A 19,235-nucleotide genomic window follows, 5' to 3' on the forward strand; every position below is an offset into this window, starting at 1 on the left:
AGTACCACCACTGGCCAATGCACAAACACTCGGCCTTTTTTATTCTCGAAGGGCATTATCTCGTAGCGTCCCTCCACGCGGCAGCGTCGGCCATAGGCCGGCTCCAGGTGTTCCCGTGTAAGCAGTAACGGCAGTGCGGTATTCAAACTCTTTCAATTCCCGGTGGTTGACGCTAAGCCGGCTTTATACGAACGGTGATCGGTTTGTAGCCATACTCTGGTGTCGCAACGTCCGACTGCAGCCGTTTTTTCTGCTCCATATGGAACGACTGTGCTCCACTTGTGGCGTACATCTGGAAATCCCAGGCATGGGAGCCACTCCCTGCAAAATTTTCCAGCGTGACGTTGTCCGAACCGGAACGCATGATGACGGCGCCCCAGTGCCAGTTCCAGCCCACGCTGTCACCACGCACAATACTGTGTGACTCGCCGGTCTGCACTTTCGCGTACTGGTTGATCTCAGCATCTTTGTCGATTTGATCCCGCTCGGCGGCTGATTTGCTCCAGTACTCGCTCAATGCCGCTGCAGCAGTCGATTTGCCCATGATCTTCTTGATCACGTGGTCCCGCACCTGCTTCGAGGTGGTGAAAGTAGGCGTCTGGTACAACACGCCGCCAAGCCGGTAGAGGCCCTTGATATTGTTGCCCCCTTGAGGCGCAGATGTATCGAATCCAGATTTGGCGCCCATCATGATCGTCTTGGCCGCGCCACCACAATCGTCGACGATGGTCATAGACAATCCGCTAGTGCCGGTGTTCACGTTGCTGGCACTTATCCGGTGGAGTACCTTGGCCGGTACTGCGGGCTTGGGACCGCCGCCGAAGGCCTTATCGAGATGTCCCATCGTGGTAGGCCCGACGACCCCGTCCACCTCTTTGCCGACCAGTCCGACCGAACGCTGAAACGATTTAATCGCAGACTTGGTCTCGCCTTTAGCGGTACCATCCGGACCGTACTTCGGGAGCGGGTGGCCCGCGTCGATCAGCGCTCGCTGAACCGTTTCTACCGAAGTGCCGGTAGAGCCCCAGCGAATATATTCGCTGCGCACCCCCTGCAGAATCGCTTGTAGTCGTGGGTCCCCTGAGAAGCGTGGAGAGGTCAGTGTACCGGTGATCGCCGGCTGCCCCGCCTGGATGGTCAGCGTGACCGCTTCCCGGCCCAGTGATATGGCAGATTTCTGACCCTGCAGCCTGGTATCTGCTGCGGTGATTAAACCCGGCTTGGCATAGAAGTGCTTTGAGCCGTAAAACGTGTGCCGAGCGACCAGGTTGGTGTCCTGTCGCACCGCCATTTTCTCATCATCGGAAAGCCGGAACTCCTTGCCGCCAAAGTTCTTCTTTGAGTAGAGGCTTAGGCGCGGAACCCGGTTGGATGCTTGTTCTACCGGTTGGGGGATGACACGCCCCCCTGTTGCGGCAAAATGACTGGCATTCGTTTCCTCCGTGGTGTCACTCGCTCTGACTCTGCTGACTTCGTTATCCATGGGAACGCGACGCTGGTTGGCCGCATGCCACGTCTCATGGTCCAGTACGTGCTGGTCAACACCCGAAGCACCCAGTGCGATATCTCCCTGGTAGCTGTACGCTGGCGTATTCAACATCCTGCAAGCGTGAGCGGCCGTCTCATCGCGGTGGACTCCCACCGCGTCCACTGCAGGGCCGAGTGTACGGCGGTAGCTCATGCGATTCTGCACCGGGGTAGGTGCCCCGGATACGCCAAATTCCGCGGTTTGTCGCAGCTGTTGAGGATTTTCCGGAGAGCGCGACGTTGCCGTGCGCAGTATTTCTGACACCGAAGGGTGATGCCTGCAGGAGACATAGGCCTTGTTTCCCTGCCTGATTTGGTCGTTTGTGGGCTGCCGCCCCTTTTGTGAGGTGAGGGTGTGGTAGACCATCCGTATATCTCCGAATTCGCTCGGGTGCATCCGGCGCATTCGGCCCGGAGCCACCGCTTACTGCCCTGTACTTTAATCGCCGGATGACTAAGACCCCAAGAGAGGCGGCAATGATCAGGCCCTCTTCGGGTAGGTAAATCCTTTTAACCAAGTCTAGTATAACTGAATGGAGTTGCCCTGCTTTCGCGGACGCTTCGTCTGATTCTTCATGTTTCGAGAACTCCCCCAAGACCTCCGAAGACTTCATCATTTCAGGGTTGTAGTTTCCGGTAAAGCCAAGGCGGTTCACTCTCTACTTTCCAGCAGGCTTCCCATCCATTTTTAAGGTGGCTACCGGTACGGTCACCAGGAGTCGTTGGCTGGATTCACCACCTGCCGCTAGGCGGGCTCAGACCAAAAGGCACAATATTTCTCTTTTGAACTTAAGGAGGATCACATTGTGTCCTGGGACGATTTTCGGCAAGACGACATTACCAATTCGAACCTCGATGCGCAGAAAAATGCCCGTACCGGGCCGGTACAAGCATAATTCTTCTCAAGTATTGGGGTCACAGGTATTGGGGTCAGACAGCAAAGCCGATCTCGCCGCCGTCGAAAATCTTCTTGTCGCTTGTCACCTTTTGCCGCCTGCCTGCTTCTAGGGGTTAAACAAAGCGTTACACCCAGCAGGAGAGGAACCATGAAAACAGTCGAGACCTACCTCAACACGCAACGTCGCGGCCTTCTTGTCCGGGGCGCCGGCCTGACGCTATCGGCGGCAGCCGTCGCCATGCTTGCCGGGTGTAGCCAGAGCCGGGCCCGCGCCGGTACCGGCGACTATAGTGATGGCAGCAGGACGCAAGACCTCAACATCCTGAATACCGCCCTCAGGGCCGAATTCGAGGCGGTAGCCGCCTACCAACTCGGGGCCGACAGTGGCTTGCTGTCCCGGGCCGTGCTGCCTGTCGCGGTGCAGTTCCAGGGGCACCACCGTGAACATGCCGATCTGCTGAGCCAGACCATCCGCACGCTCGGCGGCAAGCCGGCCGAACCGCAGGCGCAGTACCGGTTTCCGGTCGACACGCTTGCTAGCGAGCAGGACGTGCTGACCTTCGCCGCCGGACTCGAACGAGGCGCCGTGAGCGCCTATGCCGGGGCCATCCCGCTGTTCGCGAATTCGGACCTGGCGGGCGCAGCAGCCAGCATCCTGGCGGACGAGGCCATGCACTGGGCGGTGCTGCGACACAGCATCGGACTGGACCCGGTGCCCGGCGCCTTCTTTTCCTGAGGGGCGGGCATGACGCTTTTGCTTCGACAGGCCGTGCTGCCTCTGGCCATATTCGCCGGCCCGCTCTTGGCCGGCGGGCTGACGCCGTCCGAACGGCAGGCGGGCGCCGAGCTGTATCAGCGCTGCCAGGGCTGCCACGCCCTAGCGTACGACCGCACAGGCCCCCGGCACTGCGGGCTGTTCGGCAGACGCGCCGGCAGCCTCGAAGGGTACGGGTACTCGCAGGCCATGCGCGATGCAAACATCGTCTGGAGCCGCCGGACGCTGGACCGCTTTCTCGCCGGCCCGCTCGAGATGATTCCCGGCACGACCATGGGCTACGCCGGCATCGCCGAGCCTTCGCAGCGGGTCTTGCTGATCGGATACCTCGAATGGGCCTCGACCTTGGCAACCCTGTGCCCGAATCAGTGAGCAGGACAGGAGTGAAAATGAACGGAACGACACCGACCGACGCGAATATCGCCCCCCCTGTCCCGGATTGGGTACTGGTGGCACGCGTGCTCGATGGCGAGCGCGGCGCGTTCGAATGGATCATGCGCCGCTACAACCAGCGCATCTACCGCCTGGTGCGCAGCATTCTGCACCACGAACAGGACGTGCTGGACACGATGCAGGACGCCTACGTCAAGGGCTTTCGCCGGCTCGATCAATTCAAGGGGCCCGACGGCCTCGGCGCCTGGCTCTGCAGTATCGCCAGGAACGAGGCGCTGGCGCGTCTGCGCAAGACCCAGCCCGTCGCGGCACAGGAGTATATCGACATGGCCGAGCAGCCCGACCACTACCAGGTTTTTTTGCAGCCCCTCGACCAGGCTTCGCAGCAACAACTGCGCGCTCTGCTCGAACAGGCCGTAGATCAGCTGCCGTTGATCTACAGGGAAGTGTTCATGATGCGGGCTGTCCAGCAGTTGGATACCCGGGATACGGCCCGCATGCTCGGCATAGACGAACAGCTGGTCAAGACCCGATACCTCAGGGGAAAACGCCTGCTGCGGACCCTGCTCGACGTCCATATAGAGGGGGCCGGCCTGCATCTGCACGAGTTCGCCGGCCGGCGCTGCGACGCAATGGTATCCCGGGTCCTGAACCGCCTGGCTAAGGATGAACCCGGGCCGCCGGGCAGTTAGGTCCCGAAGACGCGTTCGGATGGCCCGCCTCATCCCGGCCCGGAGTCCGCGAGGGTAAAAAGCTCCTGTGAGCCCTCCACACCGCGTAGCCTGTGACGCCCCAGCGGCCGCAGCGGCTGCCGGCAGCTACACGCGAACGCCTGCTACAGCAGGATGCGCTGACCCAGTTGCCTGCACATCCCTTACCACGCGCGAAGCCTCATTGACCGCCGCGCCGAAAACGGCACAAAGCCGACATTGATAAGCTGGAAAATAGGTATACTGTCCCCTTTATAACGTACCTTCCGCCTTCCGGTACTGCACTAACCGTAGGAGCTCGCCCTCCAGGCGAATGCTGTTCCTTACGAAGACTCCTTGCACGCCTTATAAAGCGATGGCGCTGTCATACGCTTGCGTCAGCCTAGATCTTGGAGTTCGGTATACTGTCCCCGGAACTCTTTGAAGTATTTGAAGTATTTGAAGTATTTGAAGTATTTGAAGTATTTGAACAGCGTACCGGTCAATTCTGCCGAACGGCAAGTCAAGGAACAAGCGAATGAAAAAAACCTATTTGACCGATATCGGCAAGCTGTGAACCAACTCACGCGGCAATATTGCTTGCACCGCAGCAATGAGTACACGTGATCGGCGACTTTTCGTTATCATCAGGTCTTTGGCCATCCTGATCGGACTGAAATGGAATATTCTTCCCCCTCAACCACCATTCTTCGCGCCCTGATTCGTTTTTTCGTTCTGGCACTCGCCATGCTTTGGGCACCACTAGCGCTGTTGCTAGACACTGTGATACTCAATGATGAAGTTTCGGAATTCAGTGCGACTGAGCTTTCCCAAGAGTTCCTCCTGCTCTGCTCCTGTGTCATATTCTGGAGACTGTCGGTGCGTCGACCATCTGGCCGCGGCTTTTACACCCTGGTAGCCGGTTTCTTCAGCTGTATGTTCATACGGGAGCAGGATGCCCTGTTCGATCTGATCAGCCATGGTTTCTGGGTATATCCAGCGACGCTGACTGCCCTGACGACACTACTGCTTGCCGCTTCGCAACGTCGCTCCATCCTGCCCGCCATGGCTGCGGCAACACGCTCAATGACCTTCAATTACATACTGACTGGGCTCGCCATCCTGTTATTCTTCAGTCGCGTCATGGGTACCGGATCGCTCTGGGCACTTGTCCTGCCCGAGGTTGATGAAGCTTTGATCAAGAACAGCATTCAGGAAAGCTTGGAACTACTCGGATATATACTGATCTTCTACGGCACGCTGCTTTACAGGTACAGCAGCAAAGTCGAATTCAGTTAGATATGACCGGTAAAAAGGTGATCAATTGCGGACTCGATCGTTGCAGTGTCGCCGTTACAAGCCTTGTAGCTTCGCAGCCCCATCAACTGGATCTGAAGATGTCGTGCCAGAACCCGCGTGTCAGTGCCGGCAGCGAGTTCGCCATTATCGCGCGCCTGGTCGAGCAGCCGGGTAAACAGCTGTTCGGTATTCTTGAGGTGGCTATGGGCGCGCCGACATAACGTTTCGTCCTTGCCGGCCAATTCGAATCGGGTCTTGACCAGCAGGCACATCTCACTCGGAGCACTTCCACACCGTTCGCCGAGGCGTTTGCCGATACTACTGATCTGTTCTGGGCTCCACTGCCAGGAGAGTGCCAACTCCACGTACAGGACTGTCTGCTCCGGTACATGGTACTTATGCGCGCCGGCTCGGCGCGTCATTGCGGTAGCAGCGCCTGCGTGGGCTCATAAGCACCAGCACGCCCGTTACGTTTAAGCTCCCGGTAGACGGTGGAGCGATGAACATTGACTGCGGTGGCGATCGCTGCTGGCGAACATCCCTGCGCATGGAGAGCCAATATCTGGTACCGTTTTCCCTCGGTCAACTGCTGATAGCTCATGGTGAGACTGAATCTACTTTAGTGAGCTGAAGCGTATCACTGTCAGCAGTTGGCTACCTCTCGCCGTTCAACCATGAGTACTTATTATTTAAATTCCCGAATAACCTCAGCATGATTACGACGAGCTGATCAAAGCAGCATCCAGTGTGGTGTCTCCACCTACCCTCTGGTTCAGTTCTGAAATCTGAATCGAGAAGCAGGTACCCTCACTGGGCTGACTTTCGCAACTGATGCTGCCCTTGAGCACTTCTGTCACGATATTGTGAACGATGCTCAGTCCCAGTCCGCATCCCCCCCTTCCTCTCGCGGTGGTAAAGAAGGGGTCGAATATTTTCGGCAGGTGTTCCGGCTTGATGCCTTTGCCATTGTCGCAGACACGAAGGCAGCAGCCGTAACGAGTAGTTTCAGCAGATATAATGATTTCACCGGATTGGCAGTCATCGCCGTCAAATGCATGAGTTAGACAGTTCGTAATCAATGCTGTCAATGCCTGTGCCAGGGCACCCGGGCAGGTTGTGATGGTTATGTCCCCGGGGGTCGAAACCGTGATGATATGTGGCGTGTGTTTGAACTTGGGTTGCAAGGTGACGACAACCTTCTCCAAATAACGATCCAGCTCCACAGTCCGGATGTCGGGATTGGCTTGATCGACAGCGACCTGCTTGAAGTCCGATACCAAAGAGGCAGCATGGCTGAGCTGCGCCAGCATCACGTCGCAGGACTGTTTGGTTGAATTCAAGAACCGACTGAGATCGCCTCGGGTGATCTGGTTGGATTCGGCGCGCTTCTCAATGTCCCTTATGGCATCCTTCAAATGTGATGCCCCTGTGATGCCGATCCCCAGCGGCGTATTGATCTCATGCGCCACGCCGGCCACCAGCCCACCGAGGGCTGCCATCTTCTCGACCCGGACCAGTTCTTCCTGGGCTTTATTGAGGTCGTTCAGCGCAGATGTCAACTCTTCATTCTTCTCACGGAGCGCCCCGGTACGCGCCTCGACGCGGTGCTCCAGCCGTTCATTGAGCGTCTGCAATTCGGCCGTGCGTTCCTCGACGCGTTTCTCCAGAGTCGCATTGGCCTCCATCAGGCTGTCGGTCAAGCTATTGAAGCTCACGGCCAACTCTTTAAGTTCACGCGCTTGACGCGGGCTGACCTGGGCACGCAGGTCCCGGTCTCCCTGCCGGATTCGGCGAGTATCGGAAGCCAATTTCACCACCGGTCGGACAATTGCTCTGGCCAGCAGCACCCCCAGTACAACCGCGACCAACAGCAGAATGACGGCCAGCCACGTGAGCTGATTCTGATAGTCCAATACCGGGGCGGAAATCTCGTTCTGGTCCATCTTAACCACCACGCCCCACCCCGGTTCCGCCAGATAGCGAGTCGCAGCCATGACGTCCTGGCCGCGATAGTCGACACTGTGCTCCAATAGGCCATTATTTCCGAACAGCGCCTCGATCAGCGCTTTTCCGACCCCTTCGTCGTTTGGCAAGGGGTCCAGGGCGACAGTAGAGTCATGGCGCAAAGGGGCGAGATAGACAGGCTGATTGTCTGCATTGAACGCCACCAACATGGTTTCGCCTGACGCCCCCAGCCCGGTGAAATCCCGGGTGGCCTTGAGCAGCTCATCCGCGCGCAGTGTCACGGTGACCCGGCCGATCGGCGTTGCCTCTAACCGCATCGGCATCTCGTACTGTACGAACAATTGCCCCTGCCCATCCAATAACATCGCGACCAGTTGCACCTCTTGGGCCAGCGCACGAAAGCGGATTGACCGTTTGACGCCATCAAGTGGAGGTCCTGACTGAGCGACCGAAGGGCCTTGCAGGGGAGCAACTGCAATGGAATGTACCGCCCGTACCGATTGCTGGGCATCTGAAAGTATTCGGGTGATTCTGGCGAAGGATTCGGGGTCCTTGGTCGCCAGATAGGATTTGAGACTCATGCGCAGCTGCGTCCGGCTGGCAATCAGAGCGACTCGATCTTCCCAAGCCTTCACGACTTCGGTGATCTTGTCACGCTGATTGCTGGCCACAGCATCCAACCGATCACGCACGGACATCTGTAACAACTCTTGGCCACTGCGGTAGGACAACAGCCCAAAAGCTACAATGGCCGCAATCGCCAACCCCGTACAGGCCACGATAATGCGTTGATAAATCGACACCTTCGACACTCCTTCCCTGAAGTCACGGGTGGAAGACATTAAATCCTGCAAGCAGGACACCAGTATTTACAGCCTGTACTACTATTAGCACACAAATGGAGATTTGACGGATCGCTCTTCCAGAAGGGAGCAAGGAGTGCAACCGATGCACAGTGCTGACGATGAACTGTTATTTTCCGACGAGACACTACAGGATGCCCCAACCCCAGTATCGGCTCCAGCGTACTGGAAGATTCTGATTGTCGATGACGAGCAGGGTATTCACACGATCACCGAAGTCGCGCTTTGCAATGTGAAGTTTGCTGAGCGTGGTCTGGCCTTCCTCCATGCCTACAGTGGCGAAGAGGCCAAATGCCTTATGGCGGAACACGATGACATTGCCGTTGTGCTGTTGGATGTCGTAATGGAAACCGACGATGCAGGGTTGCACGTTGCCGACTATATCCGCCAGGACCTGGACAACCACCGTGCTCGCATCATCCTTCGGACCGGGCAGCCGGGCCGGGCCCCGGAAGAGGAAGTCATCAAACGCTATGACATCAACGACTACAAAGAGAAAACGGAACTGACCTATCGCAAGCTCTTTTCCGCTGTCTACACGGCGTTGCGTTCCTATCGCGATATCGTCGCCCTGGAGCGCAATCGCGCCGGGCTGGAAAAGGTGATCGATGCGACCGCCACCATCCTCGAAAGAAAGTCGATGGAGACCTTTGCCGAGGGGGTATTGGAGCAACTGGCCGCCTTGCTGTATCTGGATGCGCCTGTCCTCGTTGCAGACTACAAGGGCGTCGTAGCCGAAAAGCGAGAAGAGGGCCTGTCTATCCTGGCAAGTTCGAGCCGTCAGGCGCCTGCGTCTTCGGCACTGCTTGAGCGCAAACTGCAAGCTCAGCTCATGCGGGCGTTGTCCCGCAATGAGGATGTTGTCGACGACGATTACTGTGTTCGTCACATTGGCGCCGACACTATCCTGTACCTAACCGGTCGGCAGCCTGTTGCGCCCGTCGACCAACATCTTATCGACCTGTTCTGTCGCAACGTTTCCATCGCGTTTGACAATCTGCGGTTGAACGACACCCTGCGCCATACACAAAAAGAGATTGTGTATAGCCTGTGCGAGCTGGCGGAAACGCGCTCGAAGGAGACCGGCAATCACGTCCGCCGCGTCGCGCATTACTCGCGGCTTATGGCCGAAGAGCTTGGGCTCTCGCCTGCCGAATGTGAGCAGGTGTTTCTGGCCTCCCCGCTACATGATGTCGGCAAGATCGGCATCCCGGATGCCATCCTGAACAAGCCTGGCACGCTTTCATCGGACGAATGGGCTGTGATGAAGACCCATACGACAATCGGGGCTCAGATCATGAAGCGGTCGCGACAGCCGATCATGCAGGCGGGCGCGATCATCGCGGAGCAACATCACGAGAACTGGGATGGTAGCGGCTATCCGCAGGGACTTGCCGGAACCGACATCCATTTCTTCGGCCGCATTGTCGCGCTCGCTGACGTGTTCGACGCCTTGGCCAGCAAACGTTGCTACAAGGACTGTTGGGCAATGGAGGCAATCGACGCCTTCATTCACGAGCAAGCGGGCGTGAAGTTCGATCCGGCATTGGTCGAAATCTACAAGTCTCGACGTGATGGCTTCATTGCGATATTGGAGCAATTCAGAGATGGGAAAGAAGCAAAAAGTACTGTAGCTGTATAAGTGACGAAAGCGATGCACCTGCATATTCCACCTATGCAACAGCGGTTTCTCGCCTCTCCAACCTGAATACGCTGGATGTGCTGCCACCGCTGACACCCTACCCGATCACGCGCTTCGGCAAAGTGGCATTAACCCCTTGCAGGCGTCCTGGCGATAAACGACTGGGCGACGACATCGCTGATATTGCCGGCGATTACCGGGCGGTACTGCTAGCCAACCATGGCCCCATTGTCGCCACCGAGGATCTGGAGTCAACGGTCTGTCACGTGGTGGATTACGGTGGAATTACTTGTAGCAAGTCACACTCAAACGTAAATTCCATCGTCTAGACATATTTGATACCAACTATCGCAGAGCCATCCAACGAACTGTCCGATCCATAGGGGTTTCCAGCTATATCAAAACAACCATCTAGCATTGGTAGTCCGTTCGCGGGGTTAACCTCCATAGTCGGGATACCTTCATCCACAAGCAGTCCACTCGCCATCCAGTCATGGGTCTCCTCCTCCAGACAGAATCCGGTGTCACTAATGAGCTCATACTCAAAAAGCACACTTGCACCGGTGTCCTCTTCTTCGCTTAACAGCCCAACAGCGTTGTTATCATCAATGTCAGACGGAAAGCCGTGTATGATTTCACTATCCGAGAATAGAGAAAGCGAGTTATGAAGTAAAACTGGTTTTTCTCCCGGAAGGTAGACAATCGTGGGTATTTCGATTCCAGCTCAGCCGTTTTCGGCACAGAGCGGGCACACAAGCAGCACGAGAAATTCGCCCACCGAGAAACGCCTAATCATCAGTACCGCTGAACGAGCGGATTTCAGGCGTTCGCGACATGGTTCGCGTGGCCAGTTGCTCCGGGAGTAGCAAAAATACGCCTGCATGTAGGGAATTCGCGCCTAATTAATCCTCATCATTCTTGGGCACCACCACAACGCCCACCTCAGTTGCCTGATAAGTGCCCTGTTCATCACTAGCGGTGCAAGCTACCTCAATATAATACTCTCGACCTGTCAATATTCCCGAACGTTCAGCGCGTAGCCGAACTGTCAGTGAGCCATCGATTACAAAATCAGGTTCGCTATTGCCATCACCGCTTCCATTAATAGGTTCGCTACTTGTCACAGAAATGATTGTACATGCTCCTGGGTCCAATTCTGGCACAGTGTGAACATCTACAGAGAGATTCACCTCGACCATCTTGTGATTAGGCGGCCACAAGATGGCTGGTTCGGTATCGACATCAGCAATATGAATAGGCGGAAATGTATCCCCAAAAACAGTTATCTCGACAGAGTCGCTATTTATCCCTCCACTACTGTCGGTCACCACAACCGAGATTGCGTGATCGCCGGCCGTCAATGTGTCGACAACAGGCAATGCGAGCGCCCGGCCAGTGCCGAGTAAACCGTCAATGTCGGAGAACCATTGGAAGTTTGAATCGCTGAGAGCCTCGTCTTCAAGATCATTGGCCATGGCCTTGAGCACGATGGTCTGTTCACCACCAAAGAAGGAAAATTCAGATGGTGATAGTATCACTACTGAGGGTGGACTATTCGGTGTGCTAAACAGACCGTCAGATGTATCCATTACCGTTCGATAACCATCGCTTGCCTGGACTCGTATAAGCCCATTTTCCGTCTCGGGAAGTTGGTCTATATCGACGAACAGAAACTCTTCCGTATGGCGAACTGCAAGTGTTTTCCATAGAATTCCGCCGTCCGCGCTGAACTGGACGGTATAGAAAAGTTGATCATCATCTTTGTCGGCACCTTTCCATTCAAATCTAACCCTACCGTCTGAAAACTGCTCTCCACCGTTGGGATAAACAACCGTTACCGTTGGCGAAGATTTACTTATTGATAGTTTCTTAATAACGTTTAGACTATTTTTAATGACGATTTTATCCACATCGGGATTAACTTCCATCGCAACCGTAAAAATCGATTCGTTTGTTAGTCCTGTTGGGTCCCCAGGCTCAGACTCCGGTTCAAAAGATATTTCATCAATCAAGCGCCCAGCTTTGTCTAGCCGTTGCAGCCAATAATCGCCCGCTTTCGGGTTCATGGGTACATCTGTCAGGTTGGGCAGTGTAATCACAGGGAAAATTTTAACATCTCCAGAAACGCTGGAAATAATACCCTGAATAAGCTCGAAGGTTTTCGGAACGAGATTTTCACCCTCGTCCATTGACTGCGATATATAAGCCGCGTCTACCGAACGTAGGTGCGAAGACTCAGACACCGAAAGATCAAAAATGCTACCAAAATGCTCCGCTATATGATCTCGTATTTCTTTATATGTTTTAACTGAAGGCCATTTAAAATTTCGCCCACAATAACTCATCAGCTCGAAATTTGTCCACGGTGAAATGAAACGTTTCCTGTCGCTATCATAACCAATAATAACTCGTCCGTCTCCTTGATCTAGCGGACCAATAAGGGCGATTACATTTCTGTCTGAGCCTCCTGTTAGCGGAAAAAGTTTTTTGAGAGAGATTTCATCGCTGGCTTTACCACCAAACACATCGCCAGGAATGGGGGGAAGGTCGATGCCGATATAAGGCCAGACGCCCTCAGAAATGCTGGAATCAGCGCCGCATGGACCGACATCGTCTCCCTTGGCCAGCTCCCTAGAAGCCAGATCAAATGGCATCTCCATCCAAAATGGATGGTTGTCCCCAATCCCCAGTAGCAGGTGACCCATTTCATGCGCCTGAACAAAGCGCGCATAACTGTTACCATCGGCAACAATGCCCACGGCAGCTCGATCAACACCAAGTGGTAAAGCCATACCCGACGCCGTAACATCGAGTCCAGCGGCCTCTCTGTCATCAGGCCAAAAACGAGACAAGACCGCGTAGTAAAGCCTGGGGCACGAAACCAAATCCAGTAAAATTAAAGGAGGGTACAGCAAAGCTGCTGAGGCTGGCTCTTCAAAACATAAATCTAGAAATTTATAGGCTAGCAAGTCGACGATAATTCCTTCGAGACTCGGCACGTCGCGCGTCCACTCCGACATTTCACCACTCTCATTGCTAATCTTGTCGATAGGATATGCGCTGACAAGACGTTTCAGTACGTTGTTCATATCATCAGCGGTGGGGCTTCGCTGAGCACCTATACCGAAAGGAGGCACATATGTGTACTTGACCAGTTTAGTTTCGAATTCTACTCCAGGATCATCGAATATGATCGTCAGCTTGCAATCCGCTGATACGTTACCCACAGCGTTCTCACACTTAATAGAATCAAACCCAATGTTACGGAGTCCGACCTGAAGCGTCAGAGTGCCTGTCGTCCAATGTTCCGGCAGTTGGAAGTTGGCTGCCAGGTCACGGATTTTATTTGGATATATTTCGTTCGCCCTTTTACTAAGAATGCCGGGGCGAGATTTAGTGCCCTCTCCTGAATTCATAGGCGTAAGCATTTCAGGAAGCCTGACGCCATCCAGAAACCCTCGTAGTATAGGTCTCACAACGTGTTCCATACCGTCTTTACTTTCAAAGTAGACTCTAACCAAGGTGGTTTTCTGCGCGATGAGCGGAACAATGTTTGTAGCATCTTGAATCGTCTGAATTACTTCAATAGCCGCCAGCTCCACAGCACTTCTTACTGTGATCATTTGAAACCTTCTGTTGATATTCCCACTGAAGTCCCTGGCTGCCCATAACACCGGAGTTACCCCCTCAGGAAAGGCATCGGGTGCGTCGTTTGTTACCACAGGACTGGAATCGACAAGATCCATTGCTACCGCTGCTCCGATATCCAGGCCAAAGGCTGGCAATGCATCTACGTCAAAGGTCATATCAGCAGGAAAAGACGTAAACTCCGGTTCTGTTGTGTCTACGATGACGAATGGTTGCAGAGCAGTGCTGCGGTTTCCGCTAGTATCCTCGGCCGCCCATTCCGCGTAATATTGCCCAAGCGGCAATGGTGGTACGACATCCCGAAGGAGCACATCTTTGACTACCCCCGTGAACAATGGGCCACTGGCCAGTGCAACTTTGTCGTGTGCGGTGGCTTTGTCCTCAGGGTCCAGGACCTTCTGATCAACGAAGGTTAGCGGCCTCATCGCTTCGATGGACAAAAAACCAGCAGGCGGCTTGAGTTCGGGCTTGGTTGTATCAACCACGACTACCTTCTGCAATGGACTGGAGACGCCTTTGTTGCCTGAGCAGTCTATTGCCTCCCATGCCAAGAAGTGTGTGCCAAGCGATAACGCATCGGTACTGCTGAGAACCGGTTTGAGTTCTCCCTCGGCATCATCTACCGCCCTGGCCTTTCCCTCTGGGTCTAGAATGCTTTCACTGATCGGCGTCAGTAGCGCTGTAGCTTCGATGCTTGTGGCTGGTGGTGCTGTAACTAATGGGGGGATGTTTTCGGCTGGCTCGACGACAAGGCCGACCTCGCGAGAGGTGCTGCCATTACCGTTGGTAAAATTGTCGAAGAAGACAGTTTCGCTATAATTCCCTGCACACAGGGTGTTGGCGCCGGTATCGATTCCAATACGCACTGTGGCGCTCTGGCCAGCCGCTAATATCTGTTCGAATGCAAAACCTTGATTGGCTTTAGAGGGTGACAGGCTGAGCCACTCCTCGCCCTGTATGACGATTGCGGTAATAGGCTCCCCTCCGACATTTTCCAGCCGATAATCCTGGAATGGGATAACCAGTAGGTCATCGAATTGACAACTGAACGATCCACCGACAGGACCATGGCAGTGGGTGTCTGTTTCGGGCGTAACGGACAAGATGCCAGCACCGCTGCCGGCTATCCTCTGTTCGAAACTGGCACTACTACTCACCCCCACCCCATCCGAGACCGTAATGCTGATCTTGCAGGCCTGAACCGTGTTGGTGCTATTGTCAGGTGCGGTCCACAACGGATTTTGCAAAGTATGGTCACTAAATACACCGTCATTCGCCGACCATGCAGAACAGTCGCTATGCCAGTTATAGTTCAAGCCGTGGCCGAGCTCGTCTTCGGCCACAACCGACAATTGAACCTCCTGACCTGAAGGCACCGGATTTGGATTGCCTTGGGGCCCAGCCGTGATCTCCAGGGAGTGAGGCAGTTGTGGAAGTCTGGCAATGAAGAGCCCTTCTCTGAGAGGATGGGCGTCCTCAAATAGCAGCTTGAATATCACCTGCCCATGGTCATTGAAGGCGCTGGGGCGGCCATCGTCATTTCCCGAAGCCCGTGACAAGAAGGGACTGAACGTAATGAAATTCGCGACCGTGCGAACGTCATCCGGGGCGACCTCAATACTGTCCCCGGCGAGGTAGATGCGGTGAAGCCCCGTTCCCGGATCCCAGCCCCACATGCCCCAGACACCGCTGGGGCGTTCCGGTGGAGCAGCCAGGCCTCGAAAAACGACCTGGCCCTGGTTGTTCAATGAGGGCCCCTGACCACCGCCCAGGAAAAGTCCCAAACCTCCGGGTTCGGGCTCGGCACCGGTTATACGGGAGTCCAGAGCAATGAGGTGATGGTCATATCTTTCGGTGCTTTCATTCCAGACAGCCTTCATGACGCCGCAGACATCGCTAATCGATATGCGCGAACAGGCGATATAGGCCAGTTCCCCCCGGTTATTGAGCGACACCCAGCCAAATTTAAATGGTCTCCAGATATCGCCGGAGGGCAACGCGATCGAATCAGCGGCGAGGATAACATTGTGAAGACGGTACTGCTGAACGCCCTCATCCCAACGTTCGGCCCAGATGCCATTCTCGTTGGCATTGGTGGTTGTGCCGCGAAAGGCCACCTCACCCTGCGCATTGATCGCCGGACTGGAGGACAGGTCACTGACAAGGAAATGGGCATTAGACCAGTTGCCAGTCGAGCCCGGGGCAGGGTCCCCCGGTGCGATCACCTTGCGACCGGAACCGTCGGCATAGATCACCCAGATCCCCGTCTGTCTGGAGGCGGTTGTGGTCGCCTTGAACGCCACACTGCCATCGTTCGCGACGACGGCTCTGTCGTCCAGATTGGCAAAGGTGGTGCCTGCAGGCATTCCGGGAGCAGGTTCACCGGCCAGTACGTAAGGGAGCAAGGTGCCGTTGATTTCCGCCCAGAAACCCTGACTGCCGGTAATGTCCGTCACCCCCTTGAACAGCAGCATGCCATTATCATTGCTGACGGGGAAGCCGACGGAAGAAAACAGTTCACCCTCCACACCGTCCGGTACGGGGGTTTTGACTACGGTAAATTTATTGCCGACGACCGGATGCAGTCCATCGAACTCAGAATAGGTAACACCGTTCGAGGTAAATACCAGCTTTCCGCTCTCCGATAGAATTTGCTCTCCTGGCAATACCGGGCAGGAAGTCACCTTGACGAACTGGTCGTCCCGTCTCTTGTACAGACCCGCACAATTGAACTCGGTGGTGCTGGCATAGAAGGCAAATTCGCCGGCATTATTGATAACCGCTCTGTTAAAACTGCTCTGAAAGGTCGTACCCGCCGGGCCCGGAGCCTGCTGTCCGGTCAGCACCACCGCCTCAATGCCAAGCGTCTGGGCATGCGCTGTGTAGACGGACCCCAGCATGAATATGAGGAAGAACACCAGCCCGAGCAGGCAATGGCCGTTGTTCCCTGAAACGTCACAGGCTTTGCCTGAGGTATCGTTTTCGTTGTCCGAACTGCGGCGAGACATCTGAGAGAGGGCGGTGCCGAGCATGGTTACACTCCTTCCCTCGGTGACTGCCTGCAACGAGAAGCTGATCACCGGTCACCGGGGGAGCTAGGGTCGACTCAATCAGGAGGGGATCGTGAAATGCAAGCAGGATGGAACACAGATTGCTCCACACACGTCACAGAGATCTCCATCCACTGTAATCTTGTGCCTGGCAACCCGGCGTTCCCAACTGGAAGGGGGCCCGTGGCTTTGCGCGACCGACTGCGCTCTGATCTTGCCTTTACAAACACACCGATATAGGTAAGCGTAGCCAATATACGACAGCGTCGCGAACAGGTACTTTGTTGTTGTTCGCGTTGTTCATGAAGACCTAGCAGCATTGGGGAATGGGATGCGAACAAGTCCCCGGCCATGAGAGAATCCCGCGTCCTCAGTAGACTAGAGCCTGAGGTATGGAACAGCAACTGAGCTTCGCCGATACCGAGTACCATCACAAGTACCACTCCACGCGTAAGGAAAAATTCCTCGCCCGGATGGTGGAGCTGGCGCCCTGGCAGCCTTTGGCTGCGGTCATCGAAGTCCATTATCCCAAGGCCGGCAATACCCATAGGGCACTTCGGGTGTCAATCAGCGTTGAAAACTGACCAGGTTTCAGCATCCAATTTTGATCAGGGTAATCCCCCCATTCATAAAGGGGTTCAAAAGTAGACCTCAGGCCGCCATCGATACCCAGCAGGCAGTTCAGTGAGGAAAGCACGCAACTTCTACTAACGGCACAAAGCCGACGTACTGTGAGGGAGCACGGGATAAGTAAAAGACAAGACCTGCCCCTCAGTTTTGAAAGTCATTAATTGATGACAGATGCCAGTTTACATGGGATGTTGGTGACCGCTTTCAATATGAGTCCATGCCCCCTTCGACCCTAACTTTCTCTATCACTGATAAATCAGGTTTTTTCGGCGGCAGGAAGACAAGTAATATCATTGCTATCAGGAACTCAGTAAGAATATAAGCCAGGGTCAATAACCCAGGCACACCATCGAAGAACAGCGATATTGTTCTTGACGTCGCAAGAAACAGCATAATTATTGCAAGAACGATAATAAGATCGCGATTGCGCTCTAAGTTAAAAATAGTAATCCCTGAAATAAACCCCACCGCCGCCACCATGCCGTTATAGGCTCGTAACTGGTTGAGGGCATCTACATGCTGTGCGACCAGTCCTGATTGATTTGGCGTGCTTCTTAAAACCTCCCAAAGGCCCGGAAGCATAAGGCTTAAACACAGGAAGCCGAGTGTAATATACAGTATCAGTTTATGGAAAAATGGCATGGTGTCGTCCTATTCACTGTAACAGAAAGCTGTTTTATATCAGGTTAGCCAACCCGAGCTACTAAAAATAGCGTCAAAGTTCGCGAACGACTAAATTGGGTCGCAACATACCTCTTTTTCTTTGCCTAGGCATCACAACCCGTAAGAGTCGATTAACGGCACAAAGCCGACATTGAGTTAGATAAAGCAGGATAGGAAAAAGGCAAGACCTGATAATCATCTAGCCGACTCCCCCAACCTTGAGAGGATGGAGTCATGAACTGGACCAAGAAGTATTCCCCGGAAGTCCGTGAGGGGCCGTGCGCTTAGTGTTTGAACAACAAGGCGAATACCCGTCCCGGTGGGCCGCGATCTATTCGATCGCCAACAAGATTGGCTGTACGCCCGAGCCCCTGAGACCCTGGTATAAACGCGCAGAAGGTGCCCAGGCAGCCGCCGCTGTGTCTCAATCTGAACGCGAGCGGCTCAAGGAGCTGGAACGGGAAAACCGGGAGCTAAAACGCGTTAACGAGATTCTGCGCAAGGCTGCGGTTTTCTCGACCAGCCGGAGCGCAACGGGTCGGCCTTCCGGCGCAAACCGAAAATGATGGTCGCGTTCATTGATGAGCATCGCGCCCCCCATACAAATGCCGCCTGCTTACAGCAGCCTCCTCAACCATACCGTCTTGGGACAAGGACTCTAGTTGACGGCCTGGAAAATCCGCCTATTCTATCCGGCGTAAAAAAGCAGGTCGGCTAACGGCAAAGCAGACATTGCTCCCTCAGTGTTACGCTTTGCACACGGGCCGAAATATGCGTGGCTTACGGAGGTCTAACCCACATTGCGGCCGAAGTACTGCAACTGGCTAGGTGTTGAACTGCAACTCATAACATGGATATCCGTTTATAACTGGAGAATATGACAGCAACAAGAACGCTCTCGTGATCAACATGAGGCGATTACTCTCAGGCGGCCAAAATCTCCAAATATTCAACATCTTGCACCAACTTCTTCCAATTTTGCCGATTCAGCGACCCTTCATTCTTGCTGCACCGCAATGTGGCGATCGGATGATATGTCTCCTATAACTATTTTCCTACTGCATCGGAAGGAACACGTGTGCGATCAGATCGCCACGCGAACGCCCCTTCCCGCAGGACGGATACCAATAACAAGCCCGCTCGGGTCAAGACGTCAGTTGAAAAGGAGGCTTCGCCCCATGCCACACTCCAGC

Annotated in this window: 11 protein-coding genes and 3 pseudogenes; 8 read left to right on the forward strand and 6 right to left on the reverse strand. The window is 54.7% G+C overall.

From position 1 onward, the window contains the following. Positions 1-172: 172 nt before the first annotated feature. Positions 173-1,894 carry a peptidoglycan-binding protein gene (locus F451_RS0118070; RefSeq protein ID WP_205624036.1) on the reverse strand — a complete coding sequence of 574 codons (1,722 nt, stop codon included), beginning with the start codon at positions 1,892-1,894 and terminating at the stop codon, positions 173-175. Between the two features lie 679 nt (positions 1,895-2,573). On the opposite strand from F451_RS0118070, the gene F451_RS0118080 reads away from it, so the two are divergent. From F451_RS0118080 to F451_RS25975, 4 genes are all read left to right on the forward strand, one after another. Beyond that, a complete protein-coding gene (locus F451_RS0118080) occupies positions 2,574-3,161 on the forward strand; it encodes a ferritin-like domain-containing protein (RefSeq protein ID WP_020682817.1) in 588 nt (195 codons plus the stop codon). A gap of 9 nt (positions 3,162-3,170) precedes the next feature. Then, on the forward strand, positions 3,171-3,572 hold the full coding sequence (locus tag F451_RS0118085) for a c-type cytochrome (protein WP_020682818.1): 402 nt from the start codon (positions 3,171-3,173) through the stop codon (positions 3,570-3,572). Positions 3,573-3,589: 17 nt separating this feature from the next. Then, on the forward strand, positions 3,590-4,285 hold the full coding sequence (locus F451_RS25970) for an RNA polymerase sigma factor (RefSeq protein ID WP_020682819.1): 696 nt from the start codon (positions 3,590-3,592) through the stop codon (positions 4,283-4,285). Between the two features lie 675 nt (positions 4,286-4,960). Then, the gene (locus tag F451_RS25975; RefSeq protein ID WP_020682820.1) at positions 4,961-5,581 is read left to right on the forward strand and encodes a hypothetical protein; all 621 of its coding nucleotides are present in this window, start codon (positions 4,961-4,963) and stop codon (positions 5,579-5,581) included. On the opposite strand, the gene F451_RS28855 is transcribed toward F451_RS25975, so the two are convergent. From F451_RS28855 to F451_RS26890, 3 genes and pseudogenes are all read right to left on the reverse strand, one after another. After that, a complete protein-coding gene (locus F451_RS28855; RefSeq protein ID WP_051103966.1) occupies positions 5,578-5,853 on the reverse strand; it encodes a TetR family transcriptional regulator C-terminal domain-containing protein in 276 nt (91 codons plus the stop codon). The two genes, F451_RS25975 and F451_RS28855, sit on opposite strands and share 4 nt — an antisense overlap. A gap of 27 nt (positions 5,854-5,880) precedes the next feature. After that, positions 5,881-6,182, reverse strand: a pseudogene (locus F451_RS28860) (transposase); the annotation flags it as partial. Positions 6,183-6,297: 115 nt separating this feature from the next. Next, entirely contained in the window at positions 6,298-8,349 is a 2,052-nt protein-coding gene (locus F451_RS26890; RefSeq protein ID WP_020682822.1) for a sensor histidine kinase, read from the reverse strand. A 145-nt stretch (positions 8,350-8,494) separates the two neighbouring features. On the opposite strand from F451_RS26890, the gene F451_RS0118110 reads away from it, so the two are divergent. Together F451_RS0118110 and F451_RS28865 are read left to right on the forward strand one after the other, a co-directional pair. Next, entirely contained in the window at positions 8,495-10,051 is a 1,557-nt protein-coding gene (locus tag F451_RS0118110) for a DUF3369 domain-containing protein (protein WP_020682823.1), read from the forward strand. Beyond that, a complete protein-coding gene (locus tag F451_RS28865) occupies positions 10,048-10,380 on the forward strand; it encodes a class II aldolase/adducin family protein (protein ID WP_420835280.1) in 333 nt (110 codons plus the stop codon). Before F451_RS0118110 ends, F451_RS28865 begins: the two co-directional genes overlap by 4 nt. Positions 10,381-10,953: 573 nt before the next feature. On the opposite strand, the gene F451_RS0118120 is transcribed toward F451_RS28865, so the two are convergent. After that, positions 10,954-16,731 (reverse strand): DUF7453 family protein, encoded by a 5,778-nt coding sequence (locus F451_RS0118120; protein WP_020682825.1) that lies wholly within the window; start codon positions 16,729-16,731, stop codon positions 10,954-10,956. A gap of 410 nt (positions 16,732-17,141) precedes the next feature. On the opposite strand from F451_RS0118120, the pseudogene F451_RS0118125 reads away from it, so the two are divergent. After that, positions 17,142-17,300: pseudogene (locus F451_RS0118125) on the forward strand (IS5/IS1182 family transposase); the annotation flags it as partial. Positions 17,301-17,583: 283 nt separating this feature from the next. On the opposite strand, the gene F451_RS0118130 reads toward F451_RS0118125, so the two are convergent. After that, on the reverse strand, positions 17,584-18,021 hold the full coding sequence (locus F451_RS0118130; protein ID WP_020682827.1) for a DUF4345 family protein: 438 nt from the start codon (positions 18,019-18,021) through the stop codon (positions 17,584-17,586). A gap of 255 nt (positions 18,022-18,276) precedes the next feature. Between F451_RS0118130 and F451_RS27845 the strand changes: the two are divergent. Continuing rightward, positions 18,277-18,557: pseudogene (locus F451_RS27845) on the forward strand (transposase); the annotation flags it as partial. Positions 18,558-19,235 lie beyond the last annotated feature (678 nt).

The organism is Marinobacterium rhizophilum DSM 18822 (assembly GCF_000378045.1).
Taxonomy (GTDB): Bacteria; Pseudomonadota; Gammaproteobacteria; order Pseudomonadales; family Balneatricaceae; genus Marinobacterium_A; species Marinobacterium_A rhizophilum.

What these genes read in the sequence shown, in the direction of transcription:
- F451_RS28855 (WP_051103966.1), bottom strand. Translation starts at nt 5,853, where the DNA reads ATGTGCCTGCTGGTCAAGACCCGATTCGAATTGGCCGGCAAGGACGAA.
- F451_RS0118120 (WP_020682825.1), bottom strand. Translation starts at nt 16,731, where the DNA reads ATGCTCGGCACCGCCCTCTCTCAGATGTCTCGCCGCAGTTCGGACAAC.
- F451_RS0118085 (WP_020682818.1), top strand. Translation starts at nt 3,171, where the DNA reads ATGACGCTTTTGCTTCGACAGGCCGTGCTGCCTCTGGCCATATTCGCC.
- F451_RS25975 (WP_020682820.1), top strand. Translation starts at nt 4,961, where the DNA reads ATGGAATATTCTTCCCCCTCAACCACCATTCTTCGCGCCCTGATTCGT.
- F451_RS0118070 (WP_205624036.1), bottom strand. Translation starts at nt 1,894, where the DNA reads ATGGTCTACCACACCCTCACCTCACAAAAGGGGCGGCAGCCCACAAAC.
- F451_RS0118110 (WP_020682823.1), top strand. Translation starts at nt 8,495, where the DNA reads ATGCACAGTGCTGACGATGAACTGTTATTTTCCGACGAGACACTACAG.
- F451_RS25970 (WP_020682819.1), top strand. Translation starts at nt 3,590, where the DNA reads ATGAACGGAACGACACCGACCGACGCGAATATCGCCCCCCCTGTCCCG.
- F451_RS0118130 (WP_020682827.1), bottom strand. Translation starts at nt 18,021, where the DNA reads ATGCCATTTTTCCATAAACTGATACTGTATATTACACTCGGCTTCCTG.
- F451_RS0118080 (WP_020682817.1), top strand. Translation starts at nt 2,574, where the DNA reads ATGAAAACAGTCGAGACCTACCTCAACACGCAACGTCGCGGCCTTCTT.